Source organism: Paenibacillus sp. FSL H7-0735, assembly GCF_038008505.1.
Classification (GTDB): Bacteria; Bacillota; Bacilli; order Paenibacillales; family Paenibacillaceae; genus Paenibacillus_AQ; species Paenibacillus_AQ odorifer.
The window spans coordinates 493,340-509,268 of sequence record NZ_JBBOZH010000002.1 but is presented as its reverse complement, the minus strand read 5'-3'; the positions used below and the strand labels follow the sequence as shown (position 1 = coordinate 509,268).

At 44.7% G+C, this 15,929-nt stretch carries 13 protein-coding genes; 8 read left to right on the top strand and 5 right to left on the bottom strand.

Annotation, left to right across the window (positions count from 1 at the left end; translation table 11 throughout):
• Entirely contained in the window at positions 1 to 921 is a 921-nt protein-coding gene (locus tag NSS82_RS29880; RefSeq protein ID WP_076124267.1) for an ABC transporter permease, read from the bottom strand.
• 148 nt (positions 922 to 1,069) lie between these two features.
• Here NSS82_RS29880 and NSS82_RS29875 point away from each other — a divergent pair, with 148 nt between their 5' ends.
• From NSS82_RS29875 to NSS82_RS29845, 7 genes are all read left to right on the top strand, one after another.
• Positions 1,070 to 1,813 (top strand): glycoside hydrolase family 16 protein, encoded by a 744-nt coding sequence (locus NSS82_RS29875; RefSeq protein ID WP_076272980.1) that lies wholly within the window; start codon positions 1,070 to 1,072, stop codon positions 1,811 to 1,813.
• 122 nt (positions 1,814 to 1,935) lie between these two features.
• Positions 1,936 to 3,318 carry an SMI1/KNR4 family protein gene (locus tag NSS82_RS29870; RefSeq protein ID WP_038573899.1) on the top strand — a complete coding sequence of 461 codons (1,383 nt, stop codon included), beginning with the start codon at positions 1,936 to 1,938 and terminating at the stop codon, positions 3,316 to 3,318.
• Between the two features lie 242 nt (positions 3,319 to 3,560).
• The gene (locus tag NSS82_RS29865; RefSeq protein WP_256717867.1) at positions 3,561 to 4,631 is read left to right on the top strand and encodes a zinc-dependent alcohol dehydrogenase; all 1,071 of its coding nucleotides are present in this window, start codon (positions 3,561 to 3,563) and stop codon (positions 4,629 to 4,631) included.
• A gap of 36 nt (positions 4,632 to 4,667) precedes the next feature.
• Complete coding sequence (locus NSS82_RS29860; RefSeq protein ID WP_081386655.1) at positions 4,668 to 6,608, top strand: alpha-amylase; 1,941 nt, start codon at positions 4,668 to 4,670, stop codon at positions 6,606 to 6,608.
• 15 nt (positions 6,609 to 6,623) lie between these two features.
• On the top strand, positions 6,624 to 7,760 hold the full coding sequence (locus tag NSS82_RS29855) for a sugar ABC transporter substrate-binding protein (protein ID WP_076272979.1): 1,137 nt from the start codon (positions 6,624 to 6,626) through the stop codon (positions 7,758 to 7,760).
• Between the two features lie 20 nt (positions 7,761 to 7,780).
• Positions 7,781 to 8,440, top strand: a complete 660-nt coding sequence (locus tag NSS82_RS29850; RefSeq protein WP_036682374.1) for a dihydrofolate reductase family protein — start codon at positions 7,781 to 7,783, stop codon at positions 8,438 to 8,440.
• Positions 8,441 to 8,515: 75 nt separating this feature from the next.
• Entirely contained in the window at positions 8,516 to 9,880 is a 1,365-nt protein-coding gene (locus NSS82_RS29845; RefSeq protein ID WP_076132870.1) for an MATE family efflux transporter, read from the top strand.
• Between the two features lie 508 nt (positions 9,881 to 10,388).
• Here NSS82_RS29845 and pdxR read toward each other — a convergent pair.
• Positions 10,389 to 11,819, bottom strand: coding sequence for a MocR-like pyridoxine biosynthesis transcription factor PdxR (pdxR, locus tag NSS82_RS29840; RefSeq protein WP_076140587.1), 1,431 nt, complete (start codon positions 11,817 to 11,819; stop codon positions 10,389 to 10,391).
• 153 nt (positions 11,820 to 11,972) lie between these two features.
• Here pdxR and NSS82_RS29835 point away from each other — a divergent pair, with 153 nt between their 5' ends.
• The gene (locus NSS82_RS29835) at positions 11,973 to 12,521 is read left to right on the top strand and encodes a pyridoxamine 5'-phosphate oxidase family protein (protein ID WP_036682364.1); all 549 of its coding nucleotides are present in this window, start codon (positions 11,973 to 11,975) and stop codon (positions 12,519 to 12,521) included.
• Between the two features lie 153 nt (positions 12,522 to 12,674).
• Here the strand turns inward: NSS82_RS29835 and NSS82_RS29830 are convergent, their stop codons facing one another.
• From NSS82_RS29830 to NSS82_RS29820, 3 genes are all read right to left on the bottom strand, one after another.
• Positions 12,675 to 13,334, bottom strand: a complete 660-nt coding sequence (locus NSS82_RS29830) for a hypothetical protein (protein ID WP_076124251.1) — start codon at positions 13,332 to 13,334, stop codon at positions 12,675 to 12,677.
• A gap of 135 nt (positions 13,335 to 13,469) precedes the next feature.
• A complete protein-coding gene (locus tag NSS82_RS29825) occupies positions 13,470 to 14,045 on the bottom strand; it encodes a C39 family peptidase (protein ID WP_076105127.1) in 576 nt (191 codons plus the stop codon).
• A gap of 267 nt (positions 14,046 to 14,312) precedes the next feature.
• The gene (locus NSS82_RS29820) at positions 14,313 to 15,785 is read right to left on the bottom strand and encodes a DHA2 family efflux MFS transporter permease subunit (protein WP_076272978.1); all 1,473 of its coding nucleotides are present in this window, start codon (positions 15,783 to 15,785) and stop codon (positions 14,313 to 14,315) included.
• Positions 15,786 to 15,929: the final 144 nt, after the last annotated feature.

Genomic DNA, 15,929 nt, shown 5'->3' with positions numbered 1-15,929 from the left:
CTAAAAAATGCTGTCGCCGGTTAGTTTTTTGGATGTGTGATTGGCCAAAAACAACAAACCTAGCGCCACAATAGAGCGGGCGAACAGGACAGCTGTTGAGAAGGAATGGCGCCCGGAGACCAACCCCATATTGTAGATATACAAGTCTAGGCTTTCCGCCATCCTCATGTTCATATTGTTCTTCAACATAAAGATCTGCTCAAAGTTACTGCCGAGTATCCCGCTGACAGCGAGGATGAACAAAATAGCGATGGTGGGGCGTATGCTCTGAATGGTGATATGCCACATCCGCTGCCGCCGGTTTGCGCCATCCAGCTCAGCCGCTTCGTACAGCCCCGGATCAATGCCGGATATTGCCGCTATGTAGATAATGGCGCTCCAGCCGGTTTCTTTTAACGTATCGGTGAAAAAGGTGATCCACCAAAAGTACTTAGGGTCGCTGTTAAACAGGATTTCGCGTTCCTGGAGCCCGATCGCCATCATCAACTGATTGATCACACCGCCCTCGCCCAGCCAATTGAGCGCAATGCCGCCAAAAATCGTCCAGGCAATAAAGTGCGGCAGGTACGAAATGGTTTGTACCGTTCGCTTAAATCGAAGACTCCGTATTTCATTCAGCAGCAAGGCAAACAAGATAGGAATGGGAAAACCCAGGACCAGCTTGATGCTGCTCATCCCCAGAGTATTGCGAATCGAACGCCAAAAACGCTCATCCGTCAAAAAATCCTGAAAATGCTTCAGCCCGACAAACGGTGATTCTAGTAAGGGTTTGGCGATGCTGTAGTCCATAAATGCAATAATGAGCCAAAACATAGGGATATAACAAAAGATAAACATCCAGATGATTCCCGGGATAACCATGCTTTGCAATTGCCACTGCTTAAAAAGCGCTTTCATTTGTTCCGTTCTGTATTGGAACATTTTCCGTGCCCCCTTTCTATTTCATCGTATGAAAAAGCGCATAGGAAAAAAAGCCCATGATTATCGACCCTATCCCATTTTTTTAGATTTGTTTGACCAGCCGCAAAAATTAAGTATGCTGTGATTAAATGAAGGGAGTGTGCAAAGGATGAATAAACCTATATGGGAACAGAATTTCTTAGATAGAAATGCCGATTTGAAGTTATGGAATATCCGCCTTGGCAACGACTTATTAGATAATGAAGGTAATCCCATAGACCCAGGTTGGGGCAACGGAGAACAGCAGTATTACACGGATCATTCCAGCAATCTGTACATCGATGAATTTGGCCTAAACCTATGCGCACGCAGCGAATCCATTGAAAAGGATGGGCGCAATTTTGCATATACCTCGGCTCGTTTGGATACAAAGGACCATTTTTCCTTTTGTTATGGCAAGTTGGTTGTGCGTGCAAAACTGCCGGTAGGGCAAGGGGTATGGCCTGCCATCTGGTTGCTTCCGCAGGAACAGGCTTACGGGCCTTGGCCAGCTTCCGGCGAGATTGATATCATGGAAGCCAAAGGCCGCTTGCCTCAGCAAATATCCGGAACACTGCACTACGGAAAGAATTGGGAACATCAAATCGTTGAGGAGTTCTCGCACCATTTTGAAAGCGGAACCATTAATGAATTCCATGATTATGCACTGGAATGGAATGCCAGTTCGATTCGATGGCTGGTAGACGGACATTGCTTTGCCGAGCGTTGCTTGGAGCCAGGCATTATGCCCTTTAACGAGTCATTTTATCTGGTGCTGAACCTTGCAGTGGGCGGCTGGTATGACAATGTAGCGGTTGACGAGACTGCACTGCCAGCGGTGATGACGGTTTCAGGGATATGGCTGTATCCATAATTAAAAATTTTGGAGATGCCCTCTTTTTCGATTTTCAATACCTACATCCCATCTGGTAGAATAGGGAAAACCATATTTCTCTATATTCTAGTAACTTAATTATAAGCTTGGGGAGGTAGACTATGGACAAAGAACTAGTGGCACAGCTGACACAGTGGCATGAAGATGATGAACACCAGAAGATTGTAGACACTCTGATGGAGATTCCTCCAGCGGACAGAGATTACGAGGTAGTCAGCAGTCTGGCAAGAGCGTATAACAATGTGGGATGTTATGAAGAAGCCCTTGAACACTTCGCGATGATTGCGGAACAAGGGCAGAATGATTATCTGTGGCATTTTCGTGTGGGATATTCCTACTATTATTTGAATCGATATGAGGAAGCGGTGAGAGTGCTGAGTATTGCCCATGACCTCGATCCGGATGATGAGAACACGGCCATGTTTTTGAAATTCAGCCAGCGCAAGCTTCGCAAAGAACAAGACGCCGCAGCCAGACGGGCAATCAGAGAACAGCATAATGATTCGGGGACGACTGCAGCTCCTTTTGACGGGATGGATCTCTCCGGCTTTTGGGACGATAGCGATTATGCGCTAAAAGAATATGTTTCTTCTCCGCCTACGGATGAGCTGATTGCTTCTGTAGAAGAAGAACTGGGTTACAAGCTTCCTGCCTCTTATATCAGTCTGATGAAGCAGCACAATGGGGGAGTGCCTTATAATACTTGTTTTCCGACCGAGGACGCGACCTCATGGGCTGAGGATCATATTGCGATTACGGGCATTATGGGCATCGGACGCGAGAAAAGCTATTCCATCTGCGGCGATCTCGGCAGCCCGTTCATGATTGAGGAGTGGGGGTATCCCGACATCGGCGTGGTAATTTGTGATTGCCCTTCGGCAGGCCATGATGTCGTGATGCTGGATTACCGCAATTGCGGGAGGGACGGCGAACCCGAGGTAATTCATGTGGATCAGGAAGATAATTATGAGATTACGTTTCTGGCCCAAGACTTCGAGACGTTTATACGCGGCCTGGTGAGTGATGAGGAATACGACACCTCTGAAGAAGATAAAGAGGAGGATTTGCGCAAAGTAGCCGTAGGCCAATTCTCACCTTTGCTTGCGAAGCTGTGCAGCGATGTGTCTGAGGTAGATCAGCTTGAGCAGAAGATCCGTAAAGTCTGTACCCGAATCGTTGAAGAGAAGGGACACTTCTCCTTTCATGCGGATGAGCTTTCTACTCTGATGTACGATGTGCAGTTCTGGCTGTACACAAGCTCTTATCCAAATACGAGCCGTCAACAATATCTGGATGTATATGAGAAAATGATCGCTTTTGGCGGCGAGTTCGGGCAAGGAGGATACGCTCCGGGATGGATCAGCGACTGGCTGGATGGGCGAATACGGGAAGAGCTAATCGTCCAGGAAAACGGGGTGCTTCGCTTCACAGATCAAGCCCGCTCTGAGGTCATTGCACGGCTGGAAGCGGAAGCTGCAAAATAGGAGACGTTGATTCGGGGGCTACTCTCCCGCACGGAGCTCGGTTGATCACAATCGTATTCAAGGGTCATCCCACAAAGGATGGCCCTTAAACTTGCCGTTTCAGACAGTGCACTCCGCATAATAAGCGAAAGAAAATTAAAGCGCTTACTCGTGAAGTATTTATATATAAATGTAATTATTAACATTTTTCGACAACATTCACCTTACTTTTACATGGTAGTTATGATATATTCTGGGCGAATATGGATAACAAAAAAGAAAGGGGAATGAGTATGGAAGCGTTGGTGTGGACATCTAATCATAAGCTGGAGCTTTGCGAATGGGAAGAGCCGCAGATTGCAGCACCGGATGAAGTCAAGATCCGGATTGAGATGACAGGTGTATGTGGAACAGATTTAGCAGTCATAACTGGGAAAGAGGAGGGGGTTCCAGGGGTCATTCGTGGTCATGAGGCAGTAGGGACTGTAATCCAAATCGGCAGCAACGTTGACCGTGTTAAGGTAGGCGACCGCGTAGTTATCGATCCGAATCAAAGCTGTGATGAATGCTATTTTTGCTTGAAGAAACAGCCGCACCTCTGTACGGGCATCGATGGAAATGGGATGCCTATTGCGGGTTTGAATCGAAATGGGACATTCACTTTTTTTTACTCAACTGCACAAACGTTTGCACACCGTCTTCCCGATCATATGAGCTGGGAGACGGGGGTTTTGATTGAGCCGCTTGCCTGTGTACTGCACAATTTCAAAGAAGCCAATGTCACAGCAGACGACAAGGTACTCATTCTTGGATCGGGTCCAATGGGACTGTTAAGCCAAATTGTGAGCAAGTCGAAATCTGCGCTCACGGTAGCGACTGAAGTTAATCCCTATCGGCTAGCTTTTGCCAGAGAGATCTCAGATTTTGCTTTAACCCCTGCCCAATTAAATCAAGCTACCGTAGACAAAATCTGTGCGGGACATAAGTTTGATGTGATTATCGATACGGTGGGCACTCAACTCGAAATGGCGGAAAAGTGGATTGAACGTGGAGGCCGCATCGTTCCTTTTGGTATTAATGCGAAGTATCGCTACACCTTTTCCCCTACTAAATTCGTGCAGCATGCAATAAAAATTATAGCAGCAGGTGAATACCGCTACATGTTCGAGGAAGCTTTGCGGTTTGCCGCTGAAACTCCTGAAATGGAGAAACTAGTGACTAGAAAAGTTAAGCTCAGTGAGCATGAAGCAGCGATAGACGAGTTGATCGGCTATGAATTGAACTCTTTGAAGGTGGTTGGGAGTGAAACCGTAAAGACGGTTTTTGTTCCCTAAACGTAAGACTACAATCAATGAGAGGTGGCACTGTTGATGAGCAATGATAGCAAATTCAGATTAATTAAAGATTACTTGTCTACACAAAAGGCTAAAGACATAGAGCCAATTTGGATACCCGCAGTGTGGAATGAGTGCCAATATGAGCGTGTTCTCTTAGAAAAAGAGGGTGAAATTTGTGTACACCCGTATGATTTTTTGACAGATCATTTGAATTATCTGGACAGGCTTTCGTGGAGATATCTGCTTAAGGAACGCACAAATCTGGACGATAGCGCGATCTATTCTTCGCTTATTCGCTATTCTACGGCTTGGGATTACAACCATGACGGAAAAATTGAATCGGGTACTTTTTTAAGATTCTTTATTCTTCTGCCTCTGCTAAAGAAAATGGGCATCAATATTCTGTACATGCTTCCAGTTAACCAGTACAGCAAGTTGAATCTGAAGGGGGATATTGGGTCCCCTTACGCAGTGCAATCGTTATTCCATTTGGACGAGAACCTGCACGATAGCCTATTGGATGATATGGAGGAGTTTACGATCCACGATGAGCTCAGCGCTTTGGTAGAGGCTTGTCATTTACTTGATATTAAGACTGTTGTTGACTTCATTCCCCGTGTGACGGCGAAAAACAGTGCGTTCATTACCGAGCATCCTGAATGGGTGTATTGGATCAAAATGGATGAATTAGAAGGCTTTGCGCCGCCCGCAATTCCCCAGCTTGGATTTTTTGAGGAGTGTACGCCGGACAAATTGGAGACGGTCTACCGCAGCCAGGAGACAGCAGTATTTCTGCGGAAGTTCACGCCACCGCCCAATGAACTCCATCCAATCCTTTGGCAGCACTTGAAAGAGAAAGCTGCTAAAACAGGAGAGGAGCTATTAACTTTGGTGGAGCAAGAGATGGGGATAACGACTGCTCCAGCGCATTCGGATTGGATAAATGATGTGCAGCCGATTTGGACAGACATTACGTTCTTACGCCTCTACCAGGATGTCTCTCCGCAAGTGAGACATCTTATAAGTCCGGATCAGGCGCCATATGTCCTTTTTGATACGATTAAATGCAATGACTACCCGGGAGAGGAGCCGAATCTGGAGCTGTGGGATGTTCTGGAGGAGGCAGTACGGGTTAATCTCGAAAAATATGGGATTGACGGCTTCCGCATCGACATCGGACACGTGCTTCCTATTCCGTTGTTGACTCGTATTTTTGACACGATTAAAGAGATGAATCCAAATGCGATCTTAATCAGCGAAGATTTGTTCAATCGCAACCACAAGAAGGCAGCAAACACCGGCTATAACATTATGCTTGGCAGTGGATGGAACGTCATGACACAAATTACTAAAGAGAATCTCATTTCATTCTTAGAAGAGCTGCCTGAGTTGAATATTCATATATTTGCCTGTGCAGAAACAGCAGATACTCCTCGGATCACCAGCCGTGGCGGTGTAGAGGTTGCTCGGATGATCGCGGTATTTAATCAATTTCTTCCGAACGCAATTCCATACGTGACGACGGGTTATGAAATGAATGAGGAGCAGCCGCTCAACTGTGGTCTTGGAGACAACACGAACGGAAAGGAGATTTCCCGAGCTTTTTTTAACGTTATGCAAATTAATTGGACCAATCCTACACCGATGCTGCCGCTGTTGGCGGAGCTAAGTGAACTCAAGAAAGATTGGCGCCACCTAGTGAAGCCGGAAAACTTTTTCGTGGCTCAATCCCCGGAAGGTATTGTTTTGTACGGGTATATGCAAGGGGATGAGACGCTGCTGTGCTGCTTTAACTTGAGTGCTGATGCTTTCTGCCAAGTTGATTTGAAGGTAGCCGTACCTGGCCGATGCCCAATGACGGTAACACTGGATAGTTCCTTAACGGGTAGCAGCGTAGGTCAGGCGTTGGACTGCTTGCTGCTTGCGCCTAATCAGGCTTTAGTGCTCGTAAACAATCATAGACAATTTAGGTAAGGGAGAGAGGCTGCAATGGAAAAAAACAATAAGGAAGTCGTGGTATGGCATGAGTTTGATGGTCCGGGAGATACCTCGATTGAGGTGCTGGAGGGAATTTGTAAGCTGTATACAGAGCGCTTTGGGGTACAAATTACGCCACAAGTCATGAATATTACGGAGCTGACTGCGCGCCTGAACCAAATTAAGGATACCCAGCAAGGTCCGCATCTGGCGATGGTTCCTGCCGACATGTCCTCCTATGTTGAGAACGGTCTTTACTCCGAAGTGCCAGGCGGGCTATTAGGCGATACGCTGACTGAGGGTGCCCTTTCAACGATGCAAATGAATGGTGTTCAGTATGGTATACCGGTATTGCGGGGCAATCATCTGGTTGTGTATTACAACCCGTCGATTTACCCTAGTGCGCCGACGACATGGGACGTGTTCGAAGAGGCAGCAGAAAGGTTATCCGCCCAAGGTATCGTACCGATTGGAGCAGACTTACAGCAAGGCTATTGGTTTATTCCGTTCCTCACAGCTTTCGGCGGCTGGCCTGTACAGAATGGAAAGCCGAATATCGTCACCTCTGAAATGAAGCAGGCGCTTCAGTTTATTAGCGACAAGATGGATCAAGGCGTGCTCGTTAGTCTCGACGGCTCTACAGGACTGCTTGAGCAGTTCATTGACGGTAAGATCGGCGCCATTATTTGTGGCGAGTGGATTTATAACCATCTAGATAAGCATATGAACAATAGGCTTGCGGTTTGCCAGCTTCCGAGCATCGAAGGACGGCAATCGTTATCCATGTCTTCTTCTATCGGCCTGATCTACCCTAATCATTCATTAACGTCCGAGGAGCGGGAAGATATTTTATCATTCACACGCTTTATGCTGAGTGATGAATGCCAAACTATGTGGACGCTGGGTGTACAGCGGATTCCGGCTCAGGAAGAGGTGCTAAACCGTTTAGCTGCCTCTGCTGCGCCTAACAAAAAGATGATTTTATCGCTTTTGGATCATTCACGGCCGATGCCGACTTATCCCTTCATGATCCATGTATGGGAGGCGTTAAATGCGGGTCTTATTGAGCTGCCCCTGAGCAATCCTGAACAAGCATTGAACAAAATAGAACAGACTATTCAAGCCTCTTGGGGTGCATTTAAAAGCTAATTAGAGATGGGGAGAGCCAAATGAAAACAACGATATTCAGCCAAATTTCTATTGATGGAAAGCTCACTATGGGCGCTGGTAATTCGAGTAAAGAGCTTTTTTCTTTATTTTCCAGTGAGGATATGGAATTTATTCATCTATTCCGGGGGAAGGTGCAGGGAATTATGGTCGGCAAAAATACAATTTTGACGGACAATCCCTTCCTTACTAATCGGTATGAGGAGAATAAAAATCCAATTCGTATCATTCCGACAACTACTTTGGATATTCCGCTAGATTGCAATGTACTCTCAGACCAAGGGAAGACAATTATTGTCACGACCGAGAAAGGACGGGATGAAGAAAAAATCAAACAGATCCGGCAAAGAGGGAAGGAGTGCCTTATCTGCGGCGAGGATAAAGTAGATTTTGTGGAGCTTGAACGTCAGTTGGAGGAGAACTATGGGATTACCAGTCTGATGGTCGAAGGCGGAGGATTCTTAAACTGGCATATTTTCAATCAGGATATCGTCGATGAGATTATTCTAATGCAGCTTCCAATCATCATAGGCGGCTCCACAAACATTACTTTAGTGGATGGAGACGGGTACCAGCAATTGAACTTTGCGAAAAAGTTCAAGGTTGTAGAAATTCAACCAAAAGATAACTACACGCTCATGCGCTACAAAAAGGTGATCTAACCTCACACTAAGTCATAGACTGCGAATGGGAATGAGTTCGGGAAAAATCGAGAATATGGGGGTTGTGAACGATACATGTCAGAGAAAGAAGATTTCTACAAAAGTGTGTATAAAATCGCTGTGCCCGTTACGCTTCAAAGCTTGCTGATGGCGTTGCTTAATTTGACGGATCAATTGATGGTCGGGCAGTTGGGAGATGTGGCAATTGCCTCGGTGGGGATGTCGACCAAAATATACGGGATCATCGCGGTTGTCTTGGCCGGTTTATCGACGGGTGTATCCATATATGCAGCCCAGTTTTGGGGAAATAAAGATTCCAAAAGCGTCTCTCAAGTACTGGGTCTCGGACTGATCACCGGCTTTGCGTTCTCGTTCCTGTTCTCTGCGGCTGTCTTTATCGATTCGCCGCTCTTTCTGAGCCTATTCACTACAGACGTGAATGTAATAGATGAGGGGTATATCTTTCTCCAGATAATGTCGATCGGTTTTGTGCCTGTCATGCTCACGATGATGTATTCCGCGATTTTACGCAGTACTGGCCATGCCAAGTGGCCGATGTATGTAAGTCTAATTGCAGTTGGCTTGAATATTATACTGAATTACGTACTTATTTACGGTCATTTCGGTGCTCCTGCGCTTGGCCTGAAGGGCGCTGCCATTGCTACTCTTATTTCTAGAGTCTTCGAATGCTTGTTGATCATTGGTGCCGTGTACCGGTATCGTTTACCGGGAGCTGTCGGGTTAAAGAACTTATTCATCGTTCCTAAACCGCTCATCCGCAAGTTTTTTGGAACGACCTATCCGCTGCTGTTGACTGAATTGATCTGGGTATTGGGTGAAACAGCATATGCGGTCATTTATAGCCGTATGGGGACGATGGAAATGACTGCGATGACCATTACTTTCCCACTTCAGGGTCTTTGCATTGGTTTATTATCGGGGCTGGCTAGTGCAGCAGGGGTAATGGTTGGCAACCGTTTGGGTGCGAATGAATCCGATATCGCACTCGATCATGCGAAACGGTTCATTCGTCTAGGCATCATTATCTCTCTGATCGTCGGGGTTATCATTGCGGCAGGCTCGAAGCTGTATGTCTCAGCGTTCAATATCTCCGAGGATGCTAAACAAATGAGCATGTATATCGTTATCGTGTTTGCTGGATTTCTTTGGGTCAAAGTATCCAATATGATTATAGCCGGCGGTATACTAAACAGCGGAGGAGACAGCAAGTTCGTATTCGGCATGGAGTCTACCGCAACGTGGCTGATAGGAGTCCCATCCGGGCTGTTGCTGTCATACATTTGGAAGCAACCTGTCTACCTTGTGTATCTCGTCATCTCGCTGGAGGAGGTTGTCCGCTTTGGCTTCGGCTACGCCCGGATTTACTCCCGTAAGTGGATGAGAAATTTAGTTAGCGATCTGGCTGAAAAAGCTATGTAATGTAGGACCTGATTGAATCGCTCAAGACTCCCATGTATTCCCGATAAGGGGATGCATCGGGAGTTTTTTTAGCTACCGATATGATTTTCATAAAGAAAAAGGGTGAAAAAGGGCCAGCCCACAAAAGATGGTCCTAAAACTTGCGATTACGGACAGCGCGGTGAGCCATATCATAAGTAGGGCGAGAAATCTTGGTGTGCAAAATTGGAGGGTATTTTAAGGAGAGCCGTCTATTTCTATTTTACTTAGGTTGCTTACGTCTTCTGAGATAGGACCGGATCACAAATACCGCTTATAATAAAAATAAAGCTATGGTTAACAACGGCATTTTGTTAATGGGAAGCCCTCCTGAAAAATATTTGCTGAAGCCATGAAGTCCCCATCTCCAGGTTCTATCATAGTTTAAATTTACCATATATTAACTTTTGTTTGAAGTTTCAATGGTTTCATAAATCTAAAATAGTCTATGGACTGTTCAACAAATTGTGTGAGTGCTGCGGAGGTGATTTTATAGGATCAACTCCGCAAGACGATGAATGCCTTGCTCAATCGCTGCCTCATCTACTTTTGCAAACCCTAATACCCATCCTTTTCTTTTGCTATTCAAACAATAGGGCCCAAGAGGGTACACACGTATTCCATGTTGTAGGGCTAACTTTGTCACAGCTTCTTCGTCGAATGTTTCCTCAGCTTCTAATAACATATGTAATCCAGTTTCTACTCCACTGAGCGTGAAGCGCTCCCCTAATCCGCTAGCCATAATAGCTTTTGCCATGACCTCGTGTCTTCGCCGGTACACATTTCTGACTCTTCGCATATGGCGCATAAAATGACCATTTTTAATGAAGTGGGTTAGTGTTAGCTGATCCATAATCGGAAGATGACGGTAAGTCAGTTCCTGCACCTTCGCTAGCTGAGCAATTGCCTCGACTGATCCAACAATAGCCGAAATACGAATGCCTGGTGCAATCATTTTAGAGAAACTCATGAGGTACAAAGTATTATTAGATACCTGACTAAACAGCGTTGGCAGCGGCTCCCCGCGATATCGAAATTCACTATCATAATCGTCTTCAATGATCCAAAATCGTTCTTGAACGGCCTTATACAGCAATTGTTGCCGGCGGGGCTCCGACATAACGACCCCTACTGCGCACTGGTGGGAAGGGGTGGCAAAGACCAGCTTGGATTGCGGGTGAATATGCTCAACCACTAGACCATACTCATCAACGGGAACGGGTACCACATTCATACGGCGGTATCTCATTGCCATCCAAGCAGCTGGGAAACCTGGATCCTCTACTGAGACAGTGTCCCCATCAGCTAAAAGTGACTGTGCGATTAAGTCAATACTATGCTGAGCTCCTGAGGTCAACAGAATCTGATTGGTTTGGACATGTATGCCCCGTTCAAGTGATAAATAACGCTGTATTTGCTCACGTAATGGTGTGTACCCGTAGCAGTTACCGTAAGCCCAGCTTGATAAATCCATTTCAGCGGATGCCTGGAGCAGCGATTGCCGCCAGTTTTTTTGAAATTGTTCATCCAAATAGGGTTCATGGGGACTGAAATCAATATCCACTTCTAGCTGTTCTTTACCTCTGAACCAGTCATGTAATTGATCAACAGCTGAGTCTAGCAAGGAGAGTGACGGAGGTGTGGGGCCCTCTGTTTCTATTTCCTTCGTGGACATAGTGACTTGCTTCCACGTACTAACTCGCGTCCCTCCCCGGCGGGAGGTAACTGTATAACCTCGACTTAACAATTCCTCATAGACGATCTGTATAGTTGAGCGGGAGACACCTACGATGTGCGCAAGTTCGCGGGTAGGAATCAGTAATTCTCCTGGTGCCCAGACTCCGCTAGTAATATTATGAATCGCTTGATCAAGCAATTGCTGCCAGATTGGTCTCTTATCATTGCGAATTACTTTCATCATCGTACATACCTCCAAATAGAAACTCCAATCATAAAAAACGAATTATGGATTGCTCTAAACAGCGAATTTTGGATATTTTAATACAATCCATTCATTGATATACTACCGTAACAACGCTGGTATCCGCAATTTAAATAAAAGGAGAGATTCGATATGAATTCGGTTCGTTACAAGACCAGGGAATGCTTAGATCAAGAGAAGATTGAAAGGTTCCTTCACCAAACGAGATTAGGTTATCTGGGGTTGGTTGATGGGAACCTCCCTTATGTTGTGCCACTTAATTATGTATGGACTGAAGGGAAACTGTATATTCACGGGGCTGGAGATGGAAGACGTAATCAGGTCATGCGTGATAATCCGGAGGTATGTTTTACGGTATGTGAGGAATACGGAACTATTACAGACCCGGTACCAGCCAAAACGGATACAGCTTATATGAGCGTAATGATTTTTGGACAAGCAGAACCGATTTCAGATTTGGATGAAGCCACACACGTACTTCAGGAATTGATCAATAAATACGTACCGGGTTATTATAATCGCCCCTTGTCCAAGCAGCATGTGGAAAAGTATAGATCGGCTGTATTTGGCGGTCCGGTTCAAGTTTATCGGGTAATTCCGTATCATATCACGGCAAAAGAAAGTCCTATTGAAGCAGAAAAAATGTATAAAAGGGGCATGGGTACTGGACGAGATGTTTAGCCGCAAGATACCATTACAAATGGTGTTATGCTAACGAGGTCTTTGGCAGCCTTTATGTCCTAATCATATGGGGAGAGGGAGGCTTTTTAGAGGTACTATCTATCAAAGTAGGCCGCAATCCAATGAAGGAGGGCGGCCTACTTATTTTTACATTTATTTAGGTTGTTTACGTCTTCTGAGATAGGCCCAGAACACAAATACCGCTACTAGAGCAATAATGGCGCTAATGGTGATAGACCTTGTTAGATGATTATTATCGTCCGCATAATATGCGGAAGCAATGGTTCCCGACCCATCCTGCTCGTCATCGGAAGAATCGTTCTGCATCGTTTGTAACACATCAATTAAATGCCCGGGTGCTTGAGGCTCCGAAATATTGCTTAGTCCTTTTGTTTCTGCTGATGAGGCTTGTTGTGGGGCGATGATTAGTTCCTGATTGTCTTTCTTGAAGGCAGCTATATATTCGTCCCGCTCACGGATAAGTGTAGGCTCACTCACTTCACCCTCAGCTTCTAGTGAATGAATAGCATAGGCCAAAGTATTAGGATTTCCTCCAAACTCAGTAACTTGATAGGACCCGTTTGAATCCTTTTGAATGATCATTTTAGATTTGGGTATTCCGCCCGATAAAATAAGAAACTCCCAGTTGTCTTGGGGTGTGACCGTTTCAATCAGACTATCGGAAGCCGCCCTAAGCTTAGCACCATCAATAAAATGAATCTGCATTCCTTGACCTACGGTAATTTCACTAATCTCTGCTTCATTGTTGTAACCATACCCTTCAGGATCTTTAGATAGCCCTTCTTTAATCAATGTTAATCCTTCTGTATTTGCAAAAGAAACAACATCTTCAGTTACGGTCTGAGCCCATACAGGTGAGAAAAAAGTCAGAAATAAAACGAATGAAGTTACAGTTAACAGCAGCGTTTTCTTAATGGGAAGCCCTCCTTAAATATATTTGTTGAAGCCATGAAGTCCCCATCTCCAGGTTCTATCGTAGCTGGAGCCACCTTTAATGTTGGTGTATAACATGGAGGTTTTTGTGCCCCCACTCGGGTTCATGTGTTGAATCCAATCATTTCCACTATATGTGTCGTACCCATAGATAACTACTGCGTGCCCGCCACCGGTAGCACTATTCCATTTCCAGCTTACATATATAGGACTGCCAACATTATCAATCTGGTTTTTTACATCGCTGTAAGATAGTGCTCCTGTATGATTCCAACTGGAGACACCATAATCATGAATGCCTTCTTGAACAGTTCCATAAGATTCACTCTCGTCTGTTGTACAGCCGGAGGTTCCCTTCACATGATCATAAAAAGAACATTGGCTTACAGAGATTCCGTAATATTGAAGTATGGTAACGCTAGTCGCAGCCCAGCACCAATTATTCTTAGCTTGTGTAGCTGTAGGGTAGCCAATTAAATTAGTCGCATATGCTTGGGAAACAAAAGAAAAAAGAAAGACTGAAACAAAGGTTCCAACAAGCATCAATCTCTTTTTTAAAGATAGTTTCATGAATGGAATCAGCTCCTTATTATGGATTAATATTCCTTTTAATAACGCTATTAAAATACCATATATTAACTTATGTGTAAAGTTTAAATATTTTTTCGTTTTTATAATAGATTCTACACATTTGATATGGAGAGGGGGATACTGATATGGATAAGGAAATATTGATGCTCGTAGGAATACGTGCTCCAATGATCCAAAGCAAGCCATTCATAACAAAAGCCACTCCGCTAAGGAATGGCTTTTCTTCATTTACTCTGCAATTACTAGTTACAACTGAGGTTCCTTGCTAACTAGGTTTGCTTTCTTTTCAATCATGAGCTTGTTTTTCGTGGGCATAAATAATGTTATAACAAATGCGGCAATGGATAAAATCATCATGAAGTAGTAGGCGTCACTTGCCCCAAGAATCGATGTAAGGGATTTAAGGATCTCAGGAGTAGCGGAGGGATTATTCTGCATCAGTGTAGTTGCATGACTGGTTGCCTGCACTGTATAAATTGTAATTACGACAGCAGTACCAATGGCCCCGGCAATTTGGCGAACGGTATTATTCACAGCTGTACCATGAGTGCCGAGTTGTTTGGGCAACGCATTTAGTCCGGCTGTATTGAGTGGCATAGTAATGAAGCTTAATCCAATTCGCAGGCCTATGGTACGAATCATTAGATAAGTATACGTGGTCGATTCAGATAAATCTGTTACCGCCCACATAGATGGAATAATAAACAATAGGCCAATGATGAACAGCGGTTTCGCACCGAAACGGTCGTATAATTTACCGGTGACGGGTGACATGAACGCATTTACGAGTGCGCCCGGCAACAATAGTAGTCCTGCATCAAATGCTGTAAACCCGCGACCATTCTGCAGATAAATAGGCAATAAGATCATATCTGCGTACATCATCATTGTGATTAATACCTTAATAAGAGATGTCATCGTAAACACTTTATTTTTGAAGACCGACAGGTTTAGCAGTGGATCATCCGATTTGATTTGTCGAAGACAGAATACGGCTGTTACCACGACCCCAATCCCTAAGGTTAGGATCACGATTACATCATCCCAGCCTTTACTTCCTGCACTACTGAAGCCGTATAAAATTAAGCCGAATCCGACGGTTGATAAAAGAACACTTACCACATCAAGCTTCGACTTAGACGTCTCAGATACATTCACTAAATACTTGAACGCCAACGCTATAACAATGAGGACAAGTGGAATAAGCCCGATAAATAACCAGCGCCAAGAGTGGTATTCGACAACAAATCCCGCAAGGATCGGCCCAATAGCAGGAGCGAATATCATCGCCAGCCCAAGCAGTCCCATAGCGCTGCCACGTTTTTCAACGGGGAAGATCGCGAGCACAACACTCATCATGAGCGGCATTATAATGCCAGCACCGGCAGCTTGGATCATCCGTCCGATTAAGAGTAGACTAAAGCTCGGCGCTGCTGCACAAATTATAGAACCGATTAATAAAAATGACATGGCACTTATAAATAATTGCCGTGTTGTAAAACGTTTCATTAAATAGGCCGTAATCGGAATCAAAATCCCGTTGATCAGCATAAATCCTGTTGAAATCCATTGTACGGTTGTTGCTGTGACATCAAAAACATCCATCAAACTACTTAAGGCGACATTTAAAAGCGTCTGATTGAGTGTGGATAAGAAACAACCAAAGATTAAGATGGTTAGTAAGATCCCTTTATTTATGTTCTTAGTGTCTTCTTGCATGTTGCAGTCCTCTCTTCATTGCTTTTTCGACATAGTGTCAATAAAATAAATCATATCAGGATTTAAAAAGTATTCCTATTTGCAATTTTATTGAAAATGTCGACTAATCGACAGAATAGGCAAATTAGTTGATGAAAGGCCATT